Below are 22,752 nucleotides of genomic sequence, written 5' to 3'. Positions count from 1 at the left end.
CCGAAGATCTGAATCGCGGGCCGAAGCAAGTAATTTCGTTACTGTACCTCACGGATTCGGTCACATTCGGTCCCGAAGTCGGCGAGAACATGAATCGGCAATCTACGCCGAAGACTGTCGACGGGGAATAGCGCCGGTCACCGACACTGCAATCGTCAACCCTGGCAAGCTGATCGACGTGACCGACGAATCCGGACGACCATGACCCGATCGGTAACGGTGCTGACCAACCCGACGGCCGGTGGTGGGCGCGCAGCACAGACCGGTCGGCGCGCCGTGGCCCGACTCCGCGAGCGCGGAATTCACGTCACGGCGATCGAAGGCCGTACCCCGGGAGACGCGTTGGCATTGTTGAACAAAGCGGTCGACAGCGGAACGGACGCCGTGGTCGCCGTCGGAGGCGACGGGCTCGTCAATCTCGTGATTCAAGTGCTCGCCGGCACCGAGACCCCGATGGGTCTCATCCCTGCAGGCACCGGAAACGATCTGGCCCGCGATCTGGGGATACCTCTGGAAGATGCAGTCCGAGCAGCCGACCTCGTCGTCGACGATCTCACTCGAACAATCGATTTGGGCCGAGCCGGCGACCGGTGGTTCGCGACCGTTCTCTCCAGCGGTTTCGATTCCCTGGTTACCGAGAGAGCCGGTCGACTGCGATGGTTCGGCGGTCCCCTGCGCTACAACGTGGCCATGATTCTGCAGTTGGCCGCGCTCGAAAACCTTTCGTACGTCCTGGAATTGGACGATGCCGAACTCAGGGTCGACGCCACGCTGGTAGCCATCGGGAACGGCCGTTGCTACGGCGGCGGGATGGCGATTTGCCCCGCTGCTCAGGTCGACGACGGTCTGCTCGACATCACCGTCGTGCGCGGAGTGAGCCGAACCCGACTTCTCAGGATGTCGCCTACCCTCTACCGGGGATCGCATATCGATCTGCCCGAGGTCGACACGTACACATCGGAGCGGGTCACCCTGAGGTGCGAGGGAATCGTCGCATATGCGGACGGTGAACGCGTCGGTGAACTGCCTGTCACCGTGCAGTCCGTACCTGGTGCTCTGCGGGTGTTCGTGGACCGGGATCGCTCGTCATGGGCGTGAGCGACCGACGTGTCAGTACTTCAGTGAAGTGTGGTCACTGTTCGATGAGATCGCTTTGTACAGCCATACGAGTCCGAACACGATGGCACCGGCTACCACCAGCCAGAACACACCCTTGATGATGGTGCCCAGCAGTGCGAGCGCGATCCAGATCAGGACGATGAATCCGAGTACTTTCCAGAACATGTGAAACTCCAACCGTAGACGCGCACCGTGTCGTGTCGCGTATATCGATCTTGACATCGGTGCGCTTCGAGCACATCGGGGTGAACCCTGAATTGTGTCAGCGGTGCCGCGCCCTGATCCGATCGATTTCGGTGAGGGCCTCGGCCCACCCTTGCAGTCGGTCGGTGGCCGACTCCAGCTCGCGGCGGTGGACATCCACAACCGTCGACGATGTGAAGGCAGACGGTCCGGTCATGTGAGCGGCGGCTGCCACGAGTTGTTCGTACTGATCGACTCCGGCCGCGAGGTCCGCTGCAGCCGAATCGATTCCGTTGCGCAAGTGTTCTCGCGTTGCGAGGCTTGCTGCGCCTGCTCGTTCCAGTGCGGCGATGTCGACGGCGACGCCCTCGAGCCCCTGAGCTGCCTCCGAGGCGACGCCGATCGTCTCTTCGACCTCGTCGGTCCCGATCCTCTCGGATCTCGCCAGGATTCCCAACAGCTCGAACAGACTCTTCTCGGCTCCTGCCAGCCGGGCCATCGGTTCGTAGGCGGCAGACCCGCGTTCCGGCAACAAGCGTCGTGCCGGTATTCCCACGGGTACCGGTTGGGATCGAAGCCGTCGCAACCGGGTGACCGCGAATACAGCCGGGACGGCCATGAGTGCGGCACCTCCGCCGCCGACGAACAGCGACCACTCAGGAGCAGACAGTACGGCCAGTCCTGCTGTGCCGGCTGCTGTGGTGGTGGATGCAGCACCGAACCGGATTCCTCGTCGCCTGGCTCGACGAATCTTCCTCAGATGCTTGGCCCGCGGGTCTTTTCGACGTCCGGCGGCATCGAACACAGACGTGCCGACACTGCGCGCGGATTCCGCGAGGGACCTGACCACCGCTCCGGACTCCGCGATCGCCGCTACGATGGAGTTCCGATCGAGCGAAACGGCCGGCCGCTTACGCGACCGGCCCGATTCGTGTTCTTTCCTACCCATGCCGACAGTGGTGTCAGTCGACGGGCGTGTTCGTTTGGACGATCACGCCTGAGCCGGGGGCTCGGGCGTTGCGTTCGGCGACTTGGCGATCGACGGCTTGGCTGCGGAATCGCCGGACGGCAGCGAGTCGCCTGCCATCGACGCCCGGATTTGCTCCAACCGGCTGTGGCCGGCCATCTGAACCGACGCCTGCTGTACCTCGAGCATGCGACCCGAGACGGTGTTCTGAGCCAACTCCGCCGAACCGAGAGCATCGGCGTAGCGGCGTTCGATCTTGTCTCGGACAGCGTCCAGGCTCGGAGTGTTGCCGGGCGCGGACAGCGTGCTGTCCATCGAACGCAGTGATTCGCTGACCTTCTCCTGCATTTTCGCCTGCTCGAGCTGGCTCAGCAGCTTGGTGCGCTCGGCAACCTTGGACTGCAGCGCCATCGCGTTCTGCTCGACGGCTTTCTTCGCCTGAGTGGCGGCCTGCAGAGACTGATCGTGCAGAACCTTCAGGTCTTCGACGCTCTGCTCGGCGGTCACCAACTGCGCAGCGAACGCCTCGGCAGCATTGGTGTACTGCGTGGCCTTCTCGATATCGCCCGCTGTAGCGGCCTGATCTGCCAGTGTGACTGCCTGTCGGGCGTTCGCATTGAGCTTCTCGACCTCGTCCAGCTGCCGGCTGAGCTTCATCTCGAGCTGGCGCTGATTGCCGATGACGGACGCAGCCTGCTGAGACAGAGCCTGATGCTGCCGCTGTGCATCTTCGATCGCCTGCTGAATCTGAACCTTGGGGTCGGCCTTCTCGTCGATCTTGGAATTGAAGAGCGCCATCATGTATTTCCAGGCCTTGACGAAAGGATTAGCCATGGGGTGGTCCTGCCTCCATCTGTTGCGCCGCGGTGGCCGCGTACGGGTCGGCTGCTCTCGCAGTGACCGAAATGAACCTGTCCGTGCTGAAAAAGTCGGGTGTCTGGTCTGGGTCAGGAGTGGAAACGGCGTACGTTCCCGATCTTAGGCGGCAGCGAGAGCTCTGGCAGCAGGTGCGGGAATCACGACACGGGTATCGCCGTCGATGCGGGTGGCGACAGCCGCATCGTCGAGTCGGGCGGCTGCGATGGACGCGTCGGACAGTGTCACGCTGACGTCGCTCATCACATCGGCGAGCGGCACGGCCAGCGCATCGCAGATCGCGGCGAGCAGTTCGCTCGACGCCTCCTTGCGGCCACGCTCCACCTCGGAGAGATACCCCAGGCTCACGCGTGCAGTATTCGAGACTTCACGCAGGGTTCGGCTCTGTGCGACGCGAGTACGCCGCAAACTGTCGCCGAGTGCTTCACGCAATAGCAGCGCCATCTCGCTCCTCCTCGTTGGTGTCCGTACCGACGGCCGAGCCGTCGAGACGACAACGTTCATATCTCGTTTGTCCGGAGCCGTCATGTTGTTCAACGTCCCAGTCGGTCCGATTGGTTCCCGACCCTATATGCCCGTTCACTCCAACACGCGCCGAAGCAGCTCCGACACGTTTGCCACGACTGTATCCCGCCGGCACACTCACGAGGCGGACACACCTCGGCGCAACCGAACGGCCTGCACCACGTAGTCGATTCCGGTGTAGACGGTCAGCAGCACCGCGAGAGCCATCAGCCCCATCGCAACCGGATCGACCGCAGTGGGCAGCGGGCACAAGTACACACCGATGGCGAACGTCTGTACCAGAGTTTTGACCTTCCCGCCGCGACCGGCGGGGATGACGCCGTGCCGGATGACTGCGAAGCGCACCGCGGTGATGCCGATCTCCCGCACCCCGATGATCACGGTCACCCACCAGGACAGATCTCCCAACATCGACAGACCGACCAGCGCGGCACCGATCAAAGCCTTGTCCGCGATGGGGTCTGCCATCTTCCCGAAGTCGGTAACCAGACCGTACTTGCGCGCCACTTGGCCGTCGATCCGGTCGGTGATGGCAGCAACGGCGAAGACCGCGGTGGCTGTCAGGCGCCAGGTGGCGTCATGGCCGTCACCCACGAACAACGCCGCGAGGAACACCGGCACCAGCGCGATTCTGAGGACGGTCAAGATGTTGGCGATGTTGAGCAACGGCACTTCGTCCGTACCACCGGGGACTGCGTTTCCGTGTGGCAGATCTGCACTGCGCGCGCCGCTTCCGGAGCGCGAAGCACCGCTGACCGGGGCTCGGCCGTTCGGCTTACCACTGCTCGACGGGACGCCCTGATCAGGCGCAACCGGGCCGGTCATCGTGGAACTCGCGAGCCGACAGCGCCGGATCCGGCGGTAGGTACACCTTCGCGCAGCGTCCACCCGCCGAGACGGGGACACAGCTCACTGAAGGACACACGAAAAGTTTATCGGTTGCGGTACTGACTACTGTTCACCCCATGACTTCTGGGCCGAGTCGGGCGAGTCGCGACACCTCGAATCCCGAATCCGACGCACACCACGAGACCACGGACCACCTCTCCGCACCCGACGGAACACTCACCGTGCGTCGTGCCAGGACCTCGGACGTTCCCGAGATCAAGCGATTGATAGACATCTACGCCGGTCGGATTCTGCTCGAGAAGAACCTCGTGACGCTCTACGAAGCCGTGCAGGAATTCTGGATCGCCGAACGTGACGGCGAGGTCATCGGGTGCGGGGCATTGCACGTGCTGTGGGCCGATCTCGGTGAGGTGCGAACAGTCGCCGTCGATCCCGCCGCGAAAGGGCATGGTGCCGGGCATCTCATCGTCGCCAAACTCGTCGAGGTCGCGCGCGATCTGGCGTTGCAGAAAGTGTTCGTGTTGACGTTCGAGGTGGACTTCTTCTCCCGGCACGGATTCGCGGAAATCGAGGGAACGCCCGTCACCGCTGAGGTCTACGCGGAGATGTGCCGGTCGTACGACACCGGCGTGGCGGAGTTCCTGGATCTGAGCTACGTCAAACCGAACACTCTGGGCAACACCCGAATGCTGCTGTCTCTCTGACAGAATCCTCCGGACATCCCTCGAATTCGGAAGAGAGCTCCATGCCCCTCATTGCCGTCAGGTACACCTACTCCCCCGCCACCACGGACGGGCGCGACACCCATCGCGCAGCCCACCGCGCATGGCTGGCCGACCTGCTCGAGCAGAAGACTCTGGTCTCGAGTGGTCCCTACGCCGACGGCAGCGGGGCACTGCTGCTGGTCGAGGGGCCGGATGCCGCGACCGTCGAAACGCTCTTCGCGCAGGATCCGTTCGCGATCGAGAACCTGATCGAGTCGGCAACGTTCGACGAATGGACTCCGGTGATGGGCACGTTCACGTCCTGAGTTTCCCCTCTCACCGCGCTCACCCCGACCGCGTCGATGGACCATTGCACCGCCGAGACGGCTGCAATGGTCCATTCACGCGTACCGGGAGCGCTGTATGAGCCCTAGAACTCGTCCGACGCAGGCTGCTCGTCCGGGTCGCCACCCTTGATCGACCACAGCAGACCGTCGAGCTCGTCCGGTTTGACGAGCACTTCGCGAGCCTTCGATCCCTCGCTCGGCCCCACCACACCGCGGTTCTCCATCAGGTCCATCAAGCGACCGGCCTTGGCGAAGCCGACGCGTAGTTTGCGCTGCAGCATCGAGGTCGAACCGAACTGGCTGGTCACGACGAGTTCGACCGCCTGCAACAGCACGTCGAGGTCGTCGCCGATATCGGGGTCGACATCCTTCTTGTCCGAGACCTTCGCTGCGGTGACGGTGTCGTTGTACTCCGGCTCGGCCTGGTTCTTGGCGAAGTCGACGACCGCCGCAATCTCCTCGTCGGTGATGAACGCACCCTGCAGACGTGTCGGCTTGCCCGCACCCATCGGCAGGAACAGAGCGTCGCCCATACCGATCAGCTTCTCGGCACCCGGTTGATCGAGGATGACCCGGGAGTCCGACAACGACGATGTCGCGAAGGCAAGACGCGACGGGACGTTCGTCTTGATCAGACCGGTCACGACGTCGACCGAGGGTCGCTGGGTGGCGAGCACCAGGTGGATACCGGCGGCGCGGGCCTTCTGCGTGATCCGCACGATCGCTTCCTCGACGTCGCGCGGGGCGGTCATCATCAGGTCGGCAAGCTCGTCGACGATCGCGAGGATGTACGGGTAGGGCCGGTAGACGCGTTCACTGCCGAGGGGTGCGGTGATCTCACCCGAACGCACCTTCTTGTTGAAGTCGTCGATGTGCCGGACCTTGTTGATCTGCATGTCCTGGTAGCGCTGCTCCATCTCCTCGACGAGCCAGGCCAGCGCCGCGGCAGCTTTCTTGGGCTGCGTGATGATCGGGGTGATGAGGTGTGGAATGCCCTCGTACGGCGTCAGCTCCACCATCTTCGGGTCGATCAGGATCATCCGAACCTCGTCCGGCGTCGCCCGCGCGAGCAACGACACCAGCATCGAGTTCACGAAGCTCGACTTACCGGAACCGGTGGATCCGGCCACCAGCAAGTGGGGCATCTTCGCGAGGTTGGCACTGACGAAATCGCCCTCGATGTCCTTGCCGAGGCCGATCACCAGCGGATGGTGATCCTTTCGCGTCGACGGCGCAGTCAGCACGTCGGCCAATCGGACCATCTCACGGTCCGAGTTCGGTACCTCGATACCGACCGCGGACTTGCCGGGGATCGGTGCGAGCAGACGTACGTTGTCGGTCGCCACCGCATATGCGATGTTCCGCGCGAGCGCAGTGATCTTCTCGACCTTCACGCCCGGCCCGAGTTCGACCTCGTAGCGGGTGACCGTCGGGCCCCGGGTGAATCCGGTTACCGCGGCGTCGATCTTGAACTGCTCGAGCACCTCCGAGATGGCCTCGATCATGGCGTCGTTGGCCTGGCTCCGCGTCTTGGGCGGGTCGCCGTCGATGAGCAGGGACAACGACGGGAGCGTGTAATCCCCGTCGACGACGCGGTCGACGACGATCTTGTCGTCCTCGGCTGCCGCTTTCGGTTCGGCCGCCTTGACGATCGGCTTGGGCTTCGGCCGCGCAGGCGCGGCAGGCGCTTCCGGCACCGGCACTGCAGCAGCCGCAGGCGCAATGACCTCGGTCGCGGCCTCCGGGGCCGGGGTCCTACGGGCGCGCGGCGGCTTCGCGACCGGGATGTACTCCTCGGTCGGATAGTTGTCGTAGGGATCCGCGCCGCCGTGGACCGGATAACCGTCGGCATCGAAGTTGGAGTCGTAGTCGCCGTAGCCCTCGTCTCCGAATTCGGAACCGAAGTCGGCCGGGTCGTAGTCCTCGTATTCGTCACCCCGACTGTCGGTGCCGAACAGCGCACGCATCCGGTCCGGTACGTCGCGCACGGTGGTACCGGTGAGCAACAGCACCCCGAACAGGCCCGCGAGCAGAAGCAGAGGTACTGCCAACCAGACGGTGAGACCGTCGGCAATCGGACCGCCCGCCACGTACCCCACGAAGCCCGCACCCTCGGACCTGCCGGCAGCGTCGGTCGGCGAGCCTGCGGCCATGTGCCACAGGCCCAGGATCGGGAGGCCGAGAAGAATCGAGCCCAGAACGAGCCGAGGGCGCACCTCGGGACGGGGTTCGGACCGCATGAGAACGACCGCGATGGCAACACCGAGAACGGGGGCCACAAAACCGGCCTCTCCGATGACGGCGCGAATGCCCACCTCGATCCATTCACCGACTGGCCCGCCGGCGCTTAACCACACGCTCGCGGCAACAACCACGCTGACGGCAATCAGCCCCAGCGCGATCCCGTCGCGACGGTGTCCGTGCTCGATGTCGGCGGCCTTACCGACCGTCCTGGTCGTGGCACCGACACCTCGCGCCGCCATCGACCACGTGGACGCGATTCCGCGGCCGATCGCGTCGAGCGCACCGCGTGACTTCTTCTTGGTGGGTGGTCGACGCGACGCCGATCCTCTCGCCGGCCCCTTACCGCGAGACGACGCGCTCGCCCGGGAGGTCGCCGGGTTGCGCGGCGCGGTGGGCTTCTTCGGCGTCGTAACTGTGCGTGCGGTGCGGCCGGTGCCGGACTTACGAGCGGTGCCGGACGCGCGCGAAGAACCGGATCCGCTGGATCCGGCCCTGGCGGTGGAGGTGCTGGTCTTTCCTGCCATGCACCCAGGCTAGTCGCAACAGCCCCGTCGAAACCATCCGCAACACCAGTAACAGCGAAGAGGTTGTGTGTCAGAAGCTCAGATCGAGCGCCTTCACCGCAGCGATGTCGTCCGCCGAACCCTCGAACTCGACGTCGAGCTGGTCCCGGCCGAACGCGTAGAGGAGCAGTTCGGACGGCTCCCCCACCACCGTCACACCGGCACCGGAGCCGCCCTTGAACGTGGCCGAGCGGCCGTCCGAAGTGCGAGCGTGTACCGGAATCGGCGCGGAGCGGTGGCCTGCGCGCCCGATGAACCGGACCTGCGGCCACAATCGTTTCTCCACCGCCGCCGGCAGCAGTCGTCGTGTCCAACTCCCGGTCGCGCGGCGCAGGTCCTCGTGGTGCACGAACATCTCGCCGAGGTTGATCAGTGGATCGAGGAGCGCGAACGGCGACCACATCGGCGGCCCGGTGCGAACATCCTCGACCACGGCCGCGAACGGTCGGTTCGCGACGGAACGCTGGACCCGCTCCGTGTACCCGGCGAACGGCGACAGAAGGATCCCCGGCGACGCGTCGAGCCGTCGCTCGCGGACGACGAGGTGCGCGGCCAGATCGGCAGCGGTCCACTCACCACACAGCGTCGGTGCATCGGGACCCACGTCGAGAAGGGTCTGAACAAGTTGGGAACGTTCATCCTGGGCAAGGCTCACGCGCTCCAGGCTACGGCCAGACGGAACCAGCGGCATCCTGCCGCAGGATCTCATCCTTTGTCTGGGTAACCTCCCAACAGTGCCGGTATCGGAAATCCTCGTCATCCTGCTTGCCGGCCTCGGAGCCGGTGCAATCAACGCCGTCGTCGGTTCCGGAACGTTGATCACGTTTCCAACGCTGGTCGCGTTCGGGTATCCCCCGGTGGTCGCCACGATGTCCAACGCCATCGGGCTGGTAGCGGGAAGCGTCTCGGGCACGTGGGGGTATCGCCGAGAACTGCGCGGGCAATGGCACCGACTTCGATGGCAACTGCCCGCATCGTTTCTCGGAGCGCTCGGTGGGGCCTGGCTGCTGCTGCACCTGCCCGAAAAGGTGTTCGCCTCGGTCGTTCCGGTTCTGCTCATCGGTGCGCTGATTCTCGTTGTCGCACAACCGAAGATCCAAGCCTGGGCCAAGCGGCGGTCGGAAGCGGCCGGAAAGGCGGCGAACCAGATCGGTCGCGGCCGAATGGCACTGGTAACCATCGGCACTCTGCTCGTCGGCATCTACGGCGGCTATTTCACTGCAGCACAGGGAATCCTGCTCATCGGCGTTATGGGAGCCCTGCTCCCCGAGACGATGCAGCGGATGAATGCAGCCAAGAACTTACTGTCGCTCGTGGTCAATATCGTTGCAGCAGTGGCATTCACGATTTTTCGATTCGACGACATCAGCTGGCAGGCCGCCGGTCTGATCGCCGTCGGCTCCCTGATCGGCGGTGCCGTCGGAGCCCGGTACGGCCGCCGGCTGTCGCCGGCGGCCTTACGCGGTGCCATCGTCGTCCTCGGACTGATCGGACTGTGGCGACTGCTGGTCTAGATGAACTAGCTCGACTGCGGTTGCGGCTTGACCGCAATGATCGTCGGAACGATCATCGGCTTGCGGCGATACTTGTCCGCTACCCACCGACCCACGACTCGGCGCACTGCTTGTGCGATGCGATGAGTGTCGGAGACCCCGTCCGAGGCAAGCCGCTGCAGTTCGGCCTCCACGAGTTGTCCGGCCTCCTTGAGGGCCGCCGGATCGTCGGAGAAGCCCCGACCGGACACCTCGGGCGCGGTCACTGCACGGCCGGTGGCCGAATCCACGGCGACGCTGATCGCGATGAAGCCGCCCTCGCCCAGTACGAGACGATCCGACAGCGTCGAATCGCCGACATCACCGACCGAGAGGCCGTCGACGTACACGTGACCGACCGGGACCTGGCCGACGATCTCGGCGAGGCCGTCGACCATGTCGACCACCACGCCGTCCTCTGCGAGCACCACGCGGTCCTCGGGTACACCGGTTGCCTTCGCCAGCGCGGCGTTGGCGCGCAGGTGACGCCACTCGCCGTGCACCGGCATGGCGTTGGTCGGTCGAACCGCGTTGTACAGGTAGAGCAGTTCTCCCGCCGACGCGTGTCCCGAGACGTGGACCTTCGCGTTCTGCTGCGTCACGACGGTCGCGCCGCGCTTGGCGAGGCCGTTGACGACGGCGAATACCGAGTTCTCGTTGCCGGGAATGAGCGAGGACGCCAAAACGACGAGATCGTTGGCCTTGACGTTGATCTGGCGGTGCTCGCCCCGAGCCATCCGGGACAGCGCCGACAGCGGCTCGCCCTGCGAGCCGGTGGAGATGAGCACCAACCGGTCGTCGGGAAGTGTTGCGGCGGTGTCGACAGTCACCTCGAGGCCGTCGGGCACCCGCAGATAACCCAGATCCTGGGCGATCTGCATGTTGCGCACCATCGAGCGTCCGACGAACGCGACACGACGGTTGTATCGCTCGGCGACGTCGATGACCTGTTGGATGCGGTGCACGTGACTGGCGAACGACGCCACGATGACGCGTTGCTTCGCCTTGCCGATGACGGTGTCGAGCACTCCGCCGATCTCACGTTCGGGCGTGACGAATCCGGGCACCTCGGCATTGGTGGAGTCGACCAGAAACAGGTCGACACCCTCGTCGCCCAGACGCGAGAAACCGGCGAGGTCGGTGAGACGACCGTCGAGCGGCAGCTGATCGAGCTTGATGTCCCCGGTGTGCAGGACGAGACCGGCGTCGGTCCTGATGGCAATGGCCAATGCGTCGGGAATCGAGTGATTCACCGCGAAGTATTCGCAGTCGAACGGACCGTGCTGGGTGTGTTGTCCCTCGATGACCTCGACGAGATTCGGTCGTAGCCGATGCTCACGGCACTTCGCAGCGACCAGTGCGAGCGTGAATTTGGATCCGACGACGGGGAGATCGGGCCGCAGGCGCAGCAAGAACGGGACCGCTCCGATGTGGTCCTCGTGACCGTGTGTCAGCACCACTGCTTCGACATCGGCCATACGGTTCTCGATGTGGCGGAAATCGGGCAGGATCAGGTCGACACCCGGCTGCTGGTCCTCGGGAAAGAGCACGCCGCAGTCGATGATCAGCAACTTGCCCTGGTGCTCGAACACGGTCATGTTGCGGCCGATTTCGCCGATACCGCCCAGCGCAACCACTCGAAGGCCCTTGAACGGTGCCTTGGGCGGAGTGCCGAGTCGTTGTGTCGGGTCGAATTCACGGCGCTTGTCGGGACGTTGAGTCCGCGCCAAATTCTGCACCATCGGCTTACCCTGCCGGGCACCCGACGGCCGGCCCTGCGTAGGAGCCGGCCGCTCGGACGGCGGTCCGGCGTTTCGGGTTGCGCGTCCGCGCGATCTGTTCGGTCGTGTCATACAAGAACTCCTGCCGCCCGCAGCTCCGCTGCGAGCAATTCGATGTGATCGATGCTCGGTGGCACCTGGGGAAGTCGTGGTTCGCCGACATCGATTCCGATGAGGCGGAGGCCGGCCTTCGAGGCGCTGACGCCGCCGAGGCGTGCGACCGAGCGAATGACCGGAATGAGGCTGACGTTGATTGCCTGCGCCCGCGCGATGTCGCCCATCATGAAGGCGGTGTGCAGTTCGCGGAGCCGAGCGGGGACGAGGTGGCCGATGACACTGACGAAGCCCGTCGCCCCGACCGAAAGCCACGGAAGGTTCAGTGGGTCGTCGCCCGAATAGAACTGCAGGCCCGTCGAGGCGATCAGTTCCGCGCCTGCATTGAGGTCTCCCTTGGCGTCCTTGACCGCGAGGATCCGGGGGTGCTCGGCCAGTCTGCGCAAGGTCTCGGTCTCGATGGGAACGACGGAGCGGGGAGGGATGTCGTAGAGCATCACGGGCAGGTCGGTGGCGTTCGCAACCGCGGTGAAGTGGGCGTACAACCCGGCCTGAGGTGGCCGGGAGTAGTACGGGGTGACGACAAGGAGACCGTGCGCACCTGCACGAGCGGCATCGCGGGCCAATTCCACACTGTGCGCCGTGTCGTTGCTTCCGGCTCCGGCAATGATGCGAGCTCGGTGACCTACCGCGGCGATCACGGCGCGCAGCAGCTCGAGCTTCTCGTTCTCTGTGGTGGTGGGTGATTCGCCCGTCGTTCCGGCCAGAACCAGCCCATCGTTGCCTTGCTCGACGAGGTGATGCGCCAGGCGAACACCGGCGTCGATATCCAACTTTCCGTCCGCTGTGAACGGGGTCACCATCGCAGTGAGCACCGTACCGAACACAGGCGCAACGGAAGGAGCGGCGTCACCGTAGGTCATGGCAGCAGATTACCCGGTGCTTTACCCACTCTCGCGCAGCGGGACTCCCGGCTGACACCTCACGGGTGTACCCGGTTCAGGCCCGAACCGAACCTTGCCTCTACACCTCGGTCACGAACGGGCTGCGGGCCACTTCCGTACCGTCCGGCAACGTGGAGATCTCGAAGTCCCCGAACACGTCCGGGGCCACTGCCACGAGCTTACGCAGACATTCGACGGCGACGCGGCGAATTTCGACGTCCGCATGCTCCGAGGCACGCATCGACACGAAATGACGCCATGCGCGGTAGTTTCCGCTCACCACCACGCGCGTCTCGGTCGCGTTCGGGAGTACCGATCTTGCTGCCTGCCGCGCCTGCTTGCCGCGCAGCGCAGCATTGGTGACCGATTCCAACTTGCCTTCGAGGGCACCGAGCAGTTCGGTGTACGCCGCACGACTGGCCTCGGTCGCGGACGCGAACAGCGCTTCGAGCTCAGGGTCCCCTTCGATCGCAGGTGGCAGAACGACATTGGCGTCGTGCTCGGGAACGAAACGCTGCGAGAGCTGGGAATACGAGAAGTGTCGGTGGCGAATCAGCTCGTGCGTGCACGACCGAGAAATACCGGTGATGTAGAAGCTCACGCTCGCGTGCTCGAGCACCGACAGGTGGCCGACATCGAGCAGATGGCGCAGATACGACGCATTGGTGGCCGTCCTGGGATTGGGTTTGGACCAACTCTGGTAGCACGCACGTCCAGCGAACTCGACCAAAGCCTGTCCGCCGTCGGCGTCGGTATCCCACGGGATGTCCGCCGGTGGGACGAATTCGGTCCGAGCAACGAGTTGCACTTTCAGCGCGACCGTTCGGGGCACCGCTCTACGTTCGATTTCTGATGACACCGCACAACACTAAGTGCGGTCCACGGCATTCGGCGACGCGTGACGTCATCACGGATCGATCGACGCCACAGAAGCGCCTTGACTGACGTCATCTATGACGCCACACTGGCGTCATGGAACTGGACAAGTACACCGAGTCGCTACGGACCGATCTTCTTGCGGCTGCGGCCCTGGGAGACGAGCACACCCGGCAGACGGCGGAGGCGCTCGGAAAGACCGCGGAGGCCTCGGCCAGATTGATGCTGCTGACCGCGCTGTCGGATTTTGCGGCCGAGGTGTCGAACGACCTGGACGGCCACACCGTTACCGTCCGACTGGACGGGACGCAGGCGCACGCCGACGTTCGACACGACACCCCGATCGTGGACATGGGCGTGACCGACGCACCCGAAGCCGAGGACTACCCGACGATGGACGACGTGTCCGGCGAAGTACGACGGGTGACGCTTCGCTTGGTCGAACAGATCAAGGAACGCGCCGAAGATGCGGCCAACAACAGCGGCGTATCTCTCAATTCGTGGTTGTCACAAGCGGTTCAGGGCGCTCTGCGCGATCAGATGCGCAAGGATCGCGGCTGGAACAACTGAGGAGCGCTACTTCTTCTCGCGCCACTCCCGCTCGAACGGGAGCCGCCAGGCGTGCGGCGCAATGAGTTGATGAATTGCGTTGGGGCCCCACGATCCCGGTGAATACAGTCGCACCGGAGGTGGATCCGCCAGCAACGGCTCCGATACCTGCCACAATCGTTCGATGCCCTCGGCTGTGGTGAACAGTGTGTGGTCGCCGTACATGGCGTCGAGAATGAGCCGCTCGTAGGCCTCGAGTACGTCGCCGGCGCGTTCGGTTTCGTGAATGGCGAACTGCATACTGAGTTTGTCCAGGCGCATCCCGGGCCCGGGCCGCTTGCCGTAGAACGACAGCGACACCTTGGATGCGTCCGCCAGGTCGAAGGTCAGATGATCCGGGCCTTGGGCGCCGACCCCGGAACCCGCCGGGAACATGCTCTTCGGTGGCTCTCGGAACGCTATCGAGATGATGCGTTGGCCTTCGGCGAGACGTTTCCCGCTACGGAGGTAGAACGGCACCCCGGCCCAGCGCCAGTTGTCGATTTCGCATTTGAGGGCCACGAAGGTGTCGGTGTCGGAATCCGGTGCCACGCCTTCCTCCGATCGATATCCCGTGTATTGACCTCGCACAACGTTTTTCGGTTCCAGCGGCACCATCGATCGGAAAACCTTGTTCTTCTCTTCACTGATCGCGCGGGGTTCGAGTGCCGTCGGCGGTTCCATCGCCATGAAAGCCAGCACCTGGAACAGATGGGTGACGACCATGTCCTTGTACGCGCCGGTGGACTCGTAGAACCCTGCTCGACCGTCGAGGGCGAGTTTCTCCGGTATGTCGATCTGCACGTGATCGATGAAATTACGGTTCCAGATCGGCTCGAACAAGCCGTTGGCAAAACGAAACGCCAGGATGTTCTGCGCCGGCTCCTTCCCGAGAAAATGATCGATCCGGAAGATCTGGTCCTCGTCGAACGTTTCGTGCACCCGTGCATTCAAGGCGATCGCGCTGTCGAGGTCGGTGCCGAACGGCTTCTCCATGATGATCCGGGAACGCTTGACCAGGTCTGCCGATGCGAGCGTATCCACCACTGCGAGAGCAGCTCTCGGTGGAACGGATAGGTAGTGCAGCCGTTTGGCGCTTCCTCCCAGTTCGATCTCGGCCTCTGCCACGGCCTCCCCCAGCGCCGCCGGTCCTGCCTTCTGCGACACGTAGGTCAGACGTGAAGCAAAGCGACTCCATTGATCGTCGCCGACTTTACGACTCGAATAGGTGTTGATCGATTCGCGAGCGAGAGTGCGGAATTCATCGGTCGACATCTCTTCGAGCGATGTACCGACGACGCGGATGTTCGGCGCGAGATCGGACAATGCCAAGTGCATCATTCCGGACAGAAGTTTTCGTTTGGCCAAATCCCCCGTCGCGCCGAACAGCACGACGACCTGGGGCGGAAGTTCGGAGTCGGTGTCTGTCCGGCGCGAAGTCACACTGGAAATAGTGGCACCGATTCTGTCGACGTGCACTTCGGCAGAACTGTGCACTTCGGCAGAATTGGCGCACCTGGGCAGAATTCAGCGCAACGCTGCTACGAGGTCGCCGCGCTCCCCCACCACCACACGTTCGAGTTCGAGCCAGTCGGCCATCTCTCGGAGAACATCACGCAGGCGTGGGGCGATGTCGCGGGCGTCGCGGTCCCCCTCGACGTAGGCCGCAATGACGTGGAGTTCGGACAGGGCGCGCACCGCCTTCAGGTCGACACGTGCCACCAAATGGCCGTCGAGCAGAAACGGGAAGACGTAGTAGCCGTGAACCCGCTTGTGCTGCGGGGTGTAGATCTCGATGCGGTAGTGGAAGCCGAAGATCCGCTCCACCCGAGGCCTGAAGAAAATCATCGGATCGAACGGGCACAGCAGGGCGGCCGCGGTGGCCGTTCGCGGTGTTCTGGCGTCTCGATGCATGTAGGCCGGCGCATTCCATCCTCGAACCGACACCTGCTCGAGAACACCGTCTTCCACCAAGTCGGCGATCGCTGCCTTGGACTGCTTCTGGGACAGCCGATAGTAATCTCGCAGGTCCGGCTCAGTCCCGATTCCCAGTGCACGAGAGGACTTTTCGATCAGAGCCCGCACCGCATCCGGTTCGTCGATCTGTCTGCGCAGAACGGCGTCGGGAAGCACCCGTTCGCTGAGCTCGTATTGCCGGACGAACCCGGAGCGTGCCGGTACGCTCACCACCCCGGCAGCGAAGAGTTGCTCGCAGACGACCTTGACGTCGCTTCGATCCCACCATGGACCCTTGCGCCCGGGCTTCTCGACGTCCAGATGCGTCTCTATCTCACCCGCACTGGATGCACCGTGATCTCCGATCACAGCGAGAACATCGTCCACCAGGGTCGGTTCTCGGTCGAGAATGCGAGCGGCTCCGCCCCATCGACCGTGCCGATACAACTCCATGCGCCAGCGCATCAGCGGCCAGTCCTCCACCGGCAGCAACGCCGCCTCGTGCGCCCAGTATTCGACCAATCGCCTGGGACGCCGGGTGGTGTCGGTCCACGCGGCGTCGTCGACGAATTTCCTGTCGTAGGCACCGACGCGACAGAACACCGGCGCGTAGTGCGCGCGCACCACCACCGACACGGAGTCGATCTGCAACAGCCCGGTTGTGTCGATCGCGTCATGCACTGCCGCTCGGCCGGCAGGGGCGCTCCTGCTACGACGCGAAGCCAGACCTTGGGCGGCCAAAGCAGTGCGGCGCGCCATCGCAGCGCTCATGTCTCGCATCGATCCACCCTGTCACGAGTCACCGACACACGGTGTCAGGTGCTGAAGAGGTTCTTCGCCTTGAGAATCAGCTCGAACAGTCCGTAGGCGAACGGCACGGCAACCCACGCCCATGCGACCGCCATCGTGACCTGCTTCTGTGCGCCGCTCATGCCTTCGCTCCCGTGGTGGCTGCAGAATCCGTGTGATCGGATTCGTGGTACTTCGATGCCACCGGTTTGATGGCTTCGTTGGCCAGGAACCCGACGACCAGCAATCCGATCATCACGTAGAAGGCCGGGAGGTATCGGCCGGTGGTTCCCGGCTCTCCGGCGTCGGCGATGGCGTTGACGATCAGTGGTCCCAGAACACCCGCCACCGACCATGCGGTGAGCAGTCGTCCATGGATTGCGCCCACCTGGTACGTGCCGAAGAGGTCCTTGAGGTAGGCCGGAACGGTCGCGAATCCCGCGCCGTAGAACGACAGGATCAACAGTGCCGCGACCATGAAGAGGATCTTGTTCGTATTGGTGAACAGCGCGATGTAGAGATAAAGCAGCGCGCCCACGCCCAGGTACATCCTGTAGATGTTCTTGCGGCCCACCACATCGGAGACCGACGACCAGACGAATCGTCCGATCATATTGGTCAGCGAGAGAAAGGCAACGAAACCGGCGGCCGCAGCAGCCAGAGATTGGGGCGAGGTCGCGTCGGGGAAGAAGTCCTGATAGATACCCGAGCCTCGCTCGAGGATTCCGATGCCGGCGGTGACGTTGAAGCACAACACGACCCACAACAACCAGAACTGCGGTGTCTTGACGGCATTCGCGGCCGAGACGTTGTGCGTGGAAATCATCGCCGACGAGGCGGGCGGGGTCCATCCTGCCGGTGTCCACCCTTCGGCGGGCACTCTGATGAGCACGACCCCCAGCGCCATGAACACCGCGTAGCCGACGCCCAAGGTGAGGAACGTCTTGGCGATCGAACCATCGGTGAAGCCGCCGAAGTTCACCATCAGTTGACTGGTGAGCGGTGACGCGATGAGCGCACCACCGCCGAAGCCCATGATGGCGATGCCGGTGGCCATTCCCGGCCTGTCGGGAAACCACTTCAGCAGCGTCGACACGGGCGAGATGTATCCGATTCCGAGGCCGATACCGCCGACGAACCCGTAACCGAAGATCACCAGCCAGAACTGGCCGAGGGCCATGCCGAGGGCGGAGATGAGCAGGCCGGATACGAAGAAGACCAACGAAACGGCCATCGCCCAGCGCGGACCGTTCTTCTCCACTCTGGTCCCGAAGATTGCGGCAGACAGGCCGAGCATCACGATGGCCAGCTGGAACGGAATAGCAGTGACGGTTCCACTGAGTCCGAGCGCGTCGGGTTGTGAGATGGCGTTCTTGAAGACGCTCCATGCGTATGCAGACCCGATCGCGAGGTGGATCGACAGTGCTGCCGGTGGTATCAACCAGCGACTCCACTCGGGCGTAGCAACGATTCTGGAGCGGTCGAGAATGGGGAGGGTCATCGAAATCCCTTGGTATGGAGAGCGGTACAAAGATCAACTAACCCATGCAGTCAAACACGAGGACCGCCCTGCCTGCTCACAACCGGACATAGTTCTTTCACCGAACTCACTACCTCGAGCCGCGTATCCTCGAGGCCGCGTATTCTAGGGACAGTGGACATCGAACGGTGGCGTAGCAGATTGCCGGTGAAGCGAGCCTCGGACGGTGAGGTGATCGGCTGGACCGTCGCCCACAGCTCGCGTGAATCGAACCCACAGGACGAGTACGACGAGGGATATCTGGTCGATGCCGTCAATCCGGTGGGAATCACTGTTGCACAGGGTGTGTCGTTGGAAGACGCGATTTCCGCCCTGGAGGAACGTGGACTGGCATCACTGTCGTTGCCGCACTGGACAAAAGCCCCGCTGCCTCTGCAGCTCGAGACCGATCTCCTCACCCCGCAAGATGATTGGCAGTGGCGTCGGGTGCTGATGACGCAACTCGACGACAACCGAGTGTGGATCAGACCCGCGTACCCGAGCTGGCCGGAACGGCTTCTGGAAATTCCGTTGTCGATCCCGGCCGACGACGTGCTGCGACCCCACTCCCCCGCCGATTCCGACTGACTCCGTCAGTCGGACAGTCCCGCCGCGACCGTGCCGCCCAGTTCGTAGCACCGCTCGCGAGCAGCCTTGCCTCCTTCTGCGAGGTGCAGGGTGCCGAACACCTTCTCGAGTCCCCATCCCAAGGTAATGGCCTCGACACCGCGTGCGGCACCCACTGTGTCGTTGTTCCCGTGAATCCATGCGGCATAGGGTTTTCCGGCGACGGCGTCCAGGCACGGGTAGTAGACGGTATCGAAGAAGTGCTTGAGCGCCCCGCTCATGTAGCCGAAATTCGCCGGCGTGCCGAAGAGGAAACCGTCTGCGTCGAGTACATCCGGGACCGTCGCACCCAGGGCCGGAACGCTGCGGACGTCCACACCGGTGATCTCCGGATCACGCGCGCCGGAGAGAACGGCCTCGAGCAACTCGCGAGTGAGCGGGCTCGGAGTGTGATGAACCACCAGCAGAGTGCGCGCCATCGGCCGTCAGCTCTCTGCCCGTTCCAGTGCCACAGCGCGTTTCATGGTCTCGCGAGCTCGCCCGCGATCGCCCGCGTAGTCGTAGGCACGCGCAAGCCGGTACGAGCTTCTCCAGTTGTCCGGGTCTTTTTCCCACTCGGCCTTGATCTGCTGGAACATCTCGTCCGCGGCAGAGCGTTCGATCCGTCCCGACGGCATCCGCGGGAGGTCGTCGACGTCGAGTTCGAGCCCTTCCTCCCGCATCCGTGACGCCAGCCGCTGATGGTCGAACCCCGCTTTGAGCGTCGCCCACACGATCCACAATCCGACGATCGGCAGGAGGATGACCCCGATACCCAGGGCAATACTGGCTACCCCACCGTTCTGGATCAGAGTCACTCCGCGCTGGCCGAGAAGGAAGAAGTAGAAGCCGAGGATCAGCACCATCACCGCGATGATGGCGAGAACTTTGGTCGCTTTGTTCACAGTCGATCAGCTCACAGATCCAGTAGCGGGTCGAGACCGACGGTCAAACCCGGTCGAGCGGCGATCTCTCGGACTCCGAGAAGCACGCCCGGAGCGAACGACGTACGGTCCAGCGAATCGTGCCGGATGCTCAGCGTCTCGCCCTGCGTCCCCAGCAGAACCTCTTGATGCGCAACGAGTCCCGCGAGCCTGATCGAATGCACCCGAACCCCGTCGACGTCTGCACCGCGTGCACCGTCCAATTCGGTCGTCGTCGCATCGGGGCTGGGCGCATTGCCTGCCGCGGCGCGTGCTTCGGCGATCAGCGCAGCAGTGCGATAGGCAGTGCCCGACGGCGCGTCGGCCTTGTTGGGGTGATGCAGTTCGATCACCTCGACCGAGTCGAAGAACCGAGCGGCCTGCTGAGCGAATCGCATCGACAACACAGCACCGATGGCGAAGTTCGGGGCGATCAGCACTCCCGTGTCCGGCGATCCGGCCAGCCATTCCCGTACTTGCTCGAGCCGCGGCTCGTCGAAACCGGTGGTGCCGACAACGGCATGGATGCCGTGCTCGATCAGGAACTGCAGGTTGTCCATCACCACATCCGGGTGAGTGAAATCGACCACCACCTGCGCACTGGAATCGACGAAGTTTGCCAGCGGATCGCCTTGGTCGACGGTGGCCACGAGCTCGAGGTCGTCGGCTGCGTCGACGGCAGCACAGATAGCCTGCCCGACCTTGCCGCGCGATCCCAGTACCCCTACTCGAACAGGTGCCGTTGCACTCACGTCGTACCCACACTCGTTTCTTCGTCGTCTCGAGGCCTTACCGACCTCAGAGCCTACTTTCCCCGCGCTCCACACCGGCAGCTACGGTCGTCCGGTGACGTCCACTGTTCTGTTCGCCGACCGAGTCGATCTGGTCCGCGGGGGCCGATACCTGCTCAGCGATGCAACGATGAGGGTCGACGAAGGCGAGCACTGGGTGTTGCTCGGTGCCAACGGAGCCGGTAAGAGCACCCTGCTCAGTTTGCTGGGTGCCGTCGTCCATCCCACCCACGGGGCCGTCCACGTTCTGGGTCATCGCCTCGGCCGGGTGGACATGCGGGAGTTGCGGACGCACATCGGGCACGTCGATCCACGGCTGAGGATCGACGCTCCACTGACGTTGTTCCAGGTGGTGCTGACCGGTCTGACCAACACTCCAGACCTGATCCCGAGGTGGTCGGCCACCGAGACTCAGATCACCCGAGCGCACCGGCTGATCCAGTCCCTCGGCGTCACCCATCGCGCGGAAGCGTCCTGGCACACGCTCTCGCAGGGAGAACGTGGCCGAGCGCTCATCGCGCGCGCCCTGCTCCCCGATCCTGCGGTGTTGCTGCTCGACGAGCCTGCCACGGGGCTCGATCTCGCTGCCCGCGAACAACTTCTGACCGCGCTCGACGCACTGCGAGCCGAGCACCCGGACCTGGCGAGCATCCTGGGAACGCACCACCTCGAGGAAATTCCGGTCTCGACCACTCATGCACTCTTGGTCCGCGACGGACAAGTGCTGGCGCAAGGGACCGTCGACACCGTGCTGACCACCGACAACATCAGTGCCTGTTTCGACCATCCCATCGAGATCTCGAAGCAACGTGGCCGTTGGGTGGCGACGGCCTCGCAGAGCTGATGCTCAGTCGAAGACGATGACCTGACGGATTGCGTTACCGTCGGCCAATTCGTCCATGCCGCGGTTGATCTCGTCCAACGTGATACGCGAGGAGATCAGCTTCTCGACGGGGAGTCGACCCTCGCGCCACATCTGGGCGTACGTCGGAATATCGCGTGCCGGGACGGCCGAGCCCAGGTAGCTGCCGATGATCGTGCGCGCTTCCGCCACCAGCCCCAAGGGCGAGATGGACGACCGCGCGTCGGGTGCGGGGAGTCCCACGGTGATGGTCTTACCACCGGGAGCGGTTGCCGCGACGGCAGTCTCGAAGGCGCGGGCATTACCTGCGGCCTCGATGACGATGTCGGCCTTGATGCCATTCTCGGCGACCTCGGCGGGCGAGTAGACCTGAGTTGCGCCGAGATCGGTTGCGGTGGTGAGCTTGTCCGCGACACCGTCGACCCCGATCACCTCACCGGCACCGACCGACACCGCCGTCAGGACCGCCGCCATTCCTACTCCGCCGAGGCCGACCACCATCACCGACTGCCCTGGCTTCGGAGTTCCCGCGTTGAGGACTGCACCGCCGCCTGTGAGTACCGCACACCCGAGGACGGCTGCGATATCGGCCGGGATGTCGTCGTCCACCGGGACCACCGACTTTCGGCTGACCACCGCGTGTGTCGCAAATCCGGACACTCCGAGGTGATGCTTGACCTCGGCACCGTCGCGGTGCAATTTGATGCCTCCGCCGAGCAACGTGCCGGCATTGTTCGACGCGCTTCCCACGACGCAGGGCATCTGGCCGTCGGTGGCGCACCCTGCGCAGTCACCGCAGCGCGGCAGGAATGTCATGACGACACGGGTCCCGACCTCGATGTCCTCGACACCCGCGCCCACCTCCTCGACGCGGCCTGCGGCCTCGTGGCCGAGCAACATCGGGACCGGACGCACTCGATTGCCGTCGACTACCGACAGGTCCGAGTGACACAGGCCGGCGGCTTCGATTCTGATCAGCAGTTCGCCGTCACCCGGCGAGCCGAGCTCGAGGTCGGAGACCGTAATGGGATGCGAGTCCGCGAAGGGACGTGATCGGCCGATTTCTTCGAGTACTGCGCCGCGAATCTTCATCCCGCCAGACTATGCGGCTACGCCGCATGTGCGCGGAACTTCGTAGTGGGCTACGAATTTCC

The 22,752-nt window shown here is 64.0% G+C and carries 25 protein-coding genes; 7 read left to right on the top strand and 18 right to left on the bottom strand.

Features of this window, described 5'->3' with window-relative positions; all coding sequences use genetic code 11:
• Window positions 1-201 precede the first annotated feature (201 nt).
• On the top strand, window positions 202-1,098 hold the full coding sequence (locus AC5WEY_RS13585) for a diacylglycerol kinase (protein ID WP_495646236.1): 897 nt from the start codon (window positions 202-204) through the stop codon (window positions 1,096-1,098).
• A gap of 12 nt (window positions 1,099-1,110) precedes the next feature.
• On the opposite strand, the gene AC5WEY_RS13580 is transcribed toward AC5WEY_RS13585, so the two are convergent.
• From AC5WEY_RS13580 to pgsA, 5 genes are all read right to left on the bottom strand, one after another.
• Window positions 1,111-1,284: a hypothetical protein gene (locus AC5WEY_RS13580; protein WP_200936585.1), complete on the bottom strand. Its 174-nt coding sequence runs from the start codon at window positions 1,282-1,284 to the stop codon at window positions 1,111-1,113.
• Window positions 1,285-1,381: 97 nt separating this feature from the next.
• Window positions 1,382-2,251 (bottom strand): phage shock envelope stress response protein PspM, encoded by an 870-nt coding sequence (pspM, locus tag AC5WEY_RS13575; protein ID WP_495646235.1) that lies wholly within the window; start codon window positions 2,249-2,251, stop codon window positions 1,382-1,384.
• 42 nt (window positions 2,252-2,293) lie between these two features.
• On the bottom strand, window positions 2,294-3,103 hold the full coding sequence (locus AC5WEY_RS13570; RefSeq protein WP_057477706.1) for a PspA/IM30 family protein: 810 nt from the start codon (window positions 3,101-3,103) through the stop codon (window positions 2,294-2,296).
• A 144-nt stretch (window positions 3,104-3,247) separates the two neighbouring features.
• Complete coding sequence (locus tag AC5WEY_RS13565) at window positions 3,248-3,589, bottom strand: helix-turn-helix domain-containing protein (protein WP_057477705.1); 342 nt, start codon at window positions 3,587-3,589, stop codon at window positions 3,248-3,250.
• A 198-nt stretch (window positions 3,590-3,787) separates the two neighbouring features.
• On the bottom strand, window positions 3,788-4,495 hold the full coding sequence (gene pgsA / locus AC5WEY_RS13560) for a CDP-diacylglycerol--glycerol-3-phosphate 3-phosphatidyltransferase (RefSeq protein WP_495646234.1): 708 nt from the start codon (window positions 4,493-4,495) through the stop codon (window positions 3,788-3,790).
• 140 nt (window positions 4,496-4,635) lie between these two features.
• Between pgsA and AC5WEY_RS13555 the strand changes: the two genes are divergently transcribed.
• Both AC5WEY_RS13555 and AC5WEY_RS13550 read left to right on the top strand, forming a co-directional pair.
• Entirely contained in the window at window positions 4,636-5,223 is a 588-nt protein-coding gene (locus AC5WEY_RS13555) for an amino-acid N-acetyltransferase (protein WP_495646233.1), read from the top strand.
• A gap of 41 nt (window positions 5,224-5,264) precedes the next feature.
• Window positions 5,265-5,549: a YciI family protein gene (locus tag AC5WEY_RS13550; RefSeq protein ID WP_057477704.1), complete on the top strand. Its 285-nt coding sequence runs from the start codon at window positions 5,265-5,267 to the stop codon at window positions 5,547-5,549.
• Between the two features lie 104 nt (window positions 5,550-5,653).
• Here AC5WEY_RS13550 and AC5WEY_RS13545 read toward each other — a convergent pair whose 3' ends face one another.
• Together AC5WEY_RS13545 and AC5WEY_RS13540 are read right to left on the bottom strand one after the other, a co-directional pair.
• Window positions 5,654-8,338: a DNA translocase FtsK gene (locus AC5WEY_RS13545; protein WP_495646232.1), complete on the bottom strand. Its 2,685-nt coding sequence runs from the start codon at window positions 8,336-8,338 to the stop codon at window positions 5,654-5,656.
• A gap of 70 nt (window positions 8,339-8,408) precedes the next feature.
• Window positions 8,409-9,032, bottom strand: coding sequence for a TIGR03085 family metal-binding protein (locus tag AC5WEY_RS13540; protein ID WP_495646231.1), 624 nt, complete (start codon window positions 9,030-9,032; stop codon window positions 8,409-8,411).
• A gap of 79 nt (window positions 9,033-9,111) precedes the next feature.
• Between AC5WEY_RS13540 and AC5WEY_RS13535 the strand changes: the two genes are divergently transcribed.
• Window positions 9,112-9,891: a sulfite exporter TauE/SafE family protein gene (locus AC5WEY_RS13535; protein ID WP_057477701.1), complete on the top strand. Its 780-nt coding sequence runs from the start codon at window positions 9,112-9,114 to the stop codon at window positions 9,889-9,891.
• Window positions 9,892-9,896: 5 nt separating this feature from the next.
• On the opposite strand, the gene AC5WEY_RS13530 is transcribed toward AC5WEY_RS13535, so the two are convergent.
• The 3 genes from AC5WEY_RS13530 to thyX form a co-directional block, all read right to left on the bottom strand.
• The gene (locus AC5WEY_RS13530; protein WP_495646564.1) at window positions 9,897-11,651 is read right to left on the bottom strand and encodes a ribonuclease J; all 1,755 of its coding nucleotides are present in this window, start codon (window positions 11,649-11,651) and stop codon (window positions 9,897-9,899) included.
• Window positions 11,652-11,758: 107 nt separating this feature from the next.
• Window positions 11,759-12,667 (bottom strand): 4-hydroxy-tetrahydrodipicolinate synthase, encoded by a 909-nt coding sequence (gene dapA / locus AC5WEY_RS13525; RefSeq protein WP_032377140.1) that lies wholly within the window; start codon window positions 12,665-12,667, stop codon window positions 11,759-11,761.
• 100 nt (window positions 12,668-12,767) lie between these two features.
• Window positions 12,768-13,520 (bottom strand): FAD-dependent thymidylate synthase, encoded by a 753-nt coding sequence (thyX, locus tag AC5WEY_RS13520; RefSeq protein ID WP_057477699.1) that lies wholly within the window; start codon window positions 13,518-13,520, stop codon window positions 12,768-12,770.
• Between the two features lie 140 nt (window positions 13,521-13,660).
• Between thyX and AC5WEY_RS13515 the strand changes: the two genes are divergently transcribed.
• On the top strand, window positions 13,661-14,134 hold the full coding sequence (locus tag AC5WEY_RS13515; protein WP_495646230.1) for a hypothetical protein: 474 nt from the start codon (window positions 13,661-13,663) through the stop codon (window positions 14,132-14,134).
• A gap of 6 nt (window positions 14,135-14,140) precedes the next feature.
• Here the strand turns inward: AC5WEY_RS13515 and zwf are convergent, their stop codons facing one another.
• The 4 genes from zwf to AC5WEY_RS13495 all read right to left on the bottom strand — a co-directional run bounded on the left by zwf (window position 14,141) and on the right by AC5WEY_RS13495 (window position 18,398).
• Window positions 14,141-15,595 carry a glucose-6-phosphate dehydrogenase gene (zwf, locus tag AC5WEY_RS13510; protein WP_495646229.1) on the bottom strand — a complete coding sequence of 485 codons (1,455 nt, stop codon included), beginning with the start codon at window positions 15,593-15,595 and terminating at the stop codon, window positions 14,141-14,143.
• A gap of 84 nt (window positions 15,596-15,679) precedes the next feature.
• Entirely contained in the window at window positions 15,680-16,888 is a 1,209-nt protein-coding gene (locus AC5WEY_RS13505) for a winged helix-turn-helix domain-containing protein (protein ID WP_495646228.1), read from the bottom strand.
• Between the two features lie 35 nt (window positions 16,889-16,923).
• Entirely contained in the window at window positions 16,924-17,040 is a 117-nt protein-coding gene (locus tag AC5WEY_RS13500) for an MFS transporter small subunit (RefSeq protein ID WP_442970944.1), read from the bottom strand.
• The gene (locus AC5WEY_RS13495; protein ID WP_495646227.1) at window positions 17,037-18,398 is read right to left on the bottom strand and encodes an OFA family MFS transporter; all 1,362 of its coding nucleotides are present in this window, start codon (window positions 18,396-18,398) and stop codon (window positions 17,037-17,039) included. The genes AC5WEY_RS13500 and AC5WEY_RS13495 overlap by 4 nt, the downstream gene beginning before the upstream one ends.
• Before the next feature lie 153 nt (window positions 18,399-18,551).
• Between AC5WEY_RS13495 and AC5WEY_RS13490 the strand changes: the two genes are divergently transcribed.
• Window positions 18,552-19,004, top strand: coding sequence for a hypothetical protein (locus tag AC5WEY_RS13490; RefSeq protein ID WP_495646226.1), 453 nt, complete (start codon window positions 18,552-18,554; stop codon window positions 19,002-19,004).
• A gap of 5 nt (window positions 19,005-19,009) precedes the next feature.
• Here AC5WEY_RS13490 and AC5WEY_RS13485 read toward each other — a convergent pair whose 3' ends face one another.
• Genes AC5WEY_RS13485 through dapB form a run of 3 tightly spaced genes read right to left on the bottom strand, consistent with a single transcriptional unit; the run spans window position 19,010 to window position 20,697 of the window.
• On the bottom strand, window positions 19,010-19,462 hold the full coding sequence (locus AC5WEY_RS13485) for a flavodoxin family protein (RefSeq protein ID WP_495646225.1): 453 nt from the start codon (window positions 19,460-19,462) through the stop codon (window positions 19,010-19,012).
• A gap of 6 nt (window positions 19,463-19,468) precedes the next feature.
• The gene (locus AC5WEY_RS13480) at window positions 19,469-19,927 is read right to left on the bottom strand and encodes an OST5 family protein (RefSeq protein WP_495646224.1); all 459 of its coding nucleotides are present in this window, start codon (window positions 19,925-19,927) and stop codon (window positions 19,469-19,471) included.
• An 11-nt stretch (window positions 19,928-19,938) separates the two neighbouring features.
• The gene (dapB, locus tag AC5WEY_RS13475; RefSeq protein ID WP_495646223.1) at window positions 19,939-20,697 is read right to left on the bottom strand and encodes a 4-hydroxy-tetrahydrodipicolinate reductase; all 759 of its coding nucleotides are present in this window, start codon (window positions 20,695-20,697) and stop codon (window positions 19,939-19,941) included.
• Window positions 20,698-20,791: 94 nt separating this feature from the next.
• On the opposite strand from dapB, the gene AC5WEY_RS13470 reads away from it, so the two are divergent.
• Window positions 20,792-21,580, top strand: a complete 789-nt coding sequence (locus AC5WEY_RS13470) for an ABC transporter ATP-binding protein (RefSeq protein WP_495646222.1) — start codon at window positions 20,792-20,794, stop codon at window positions 21,578-21,580.
• A 3-nt stretch (window positions 21,581-21,583) separates the two neighbouring features.
• On the opposite strand, the gene AC5WEY_RS13465 is transcribed toward AC5WEY_RS13470, so the two are convergent.
• Window positions 21,584-22,690: an alcohol dehydrogenase catalytic domain-containing protein gene (locus tag AC5WEY_RS13465; RefSeq protein ID WP_495646221.1), complete on the bottom strand. Its 1,107-nt coding sequence runs from the start codon at window positions 22,688-22,690 to the stop codon at window positions 21,584-21,586.
• Between the last annotated feature and the right edge of the window lie 62 nt (window positions 22,691-22,752).

The sequence above is a fragment of the Rhodococcoides sp. S146-33 genome (genome assembly GCF_059489205.1).
This window is presented reverse-complemented; position numbering and strand designations above follow the sequence as displayed.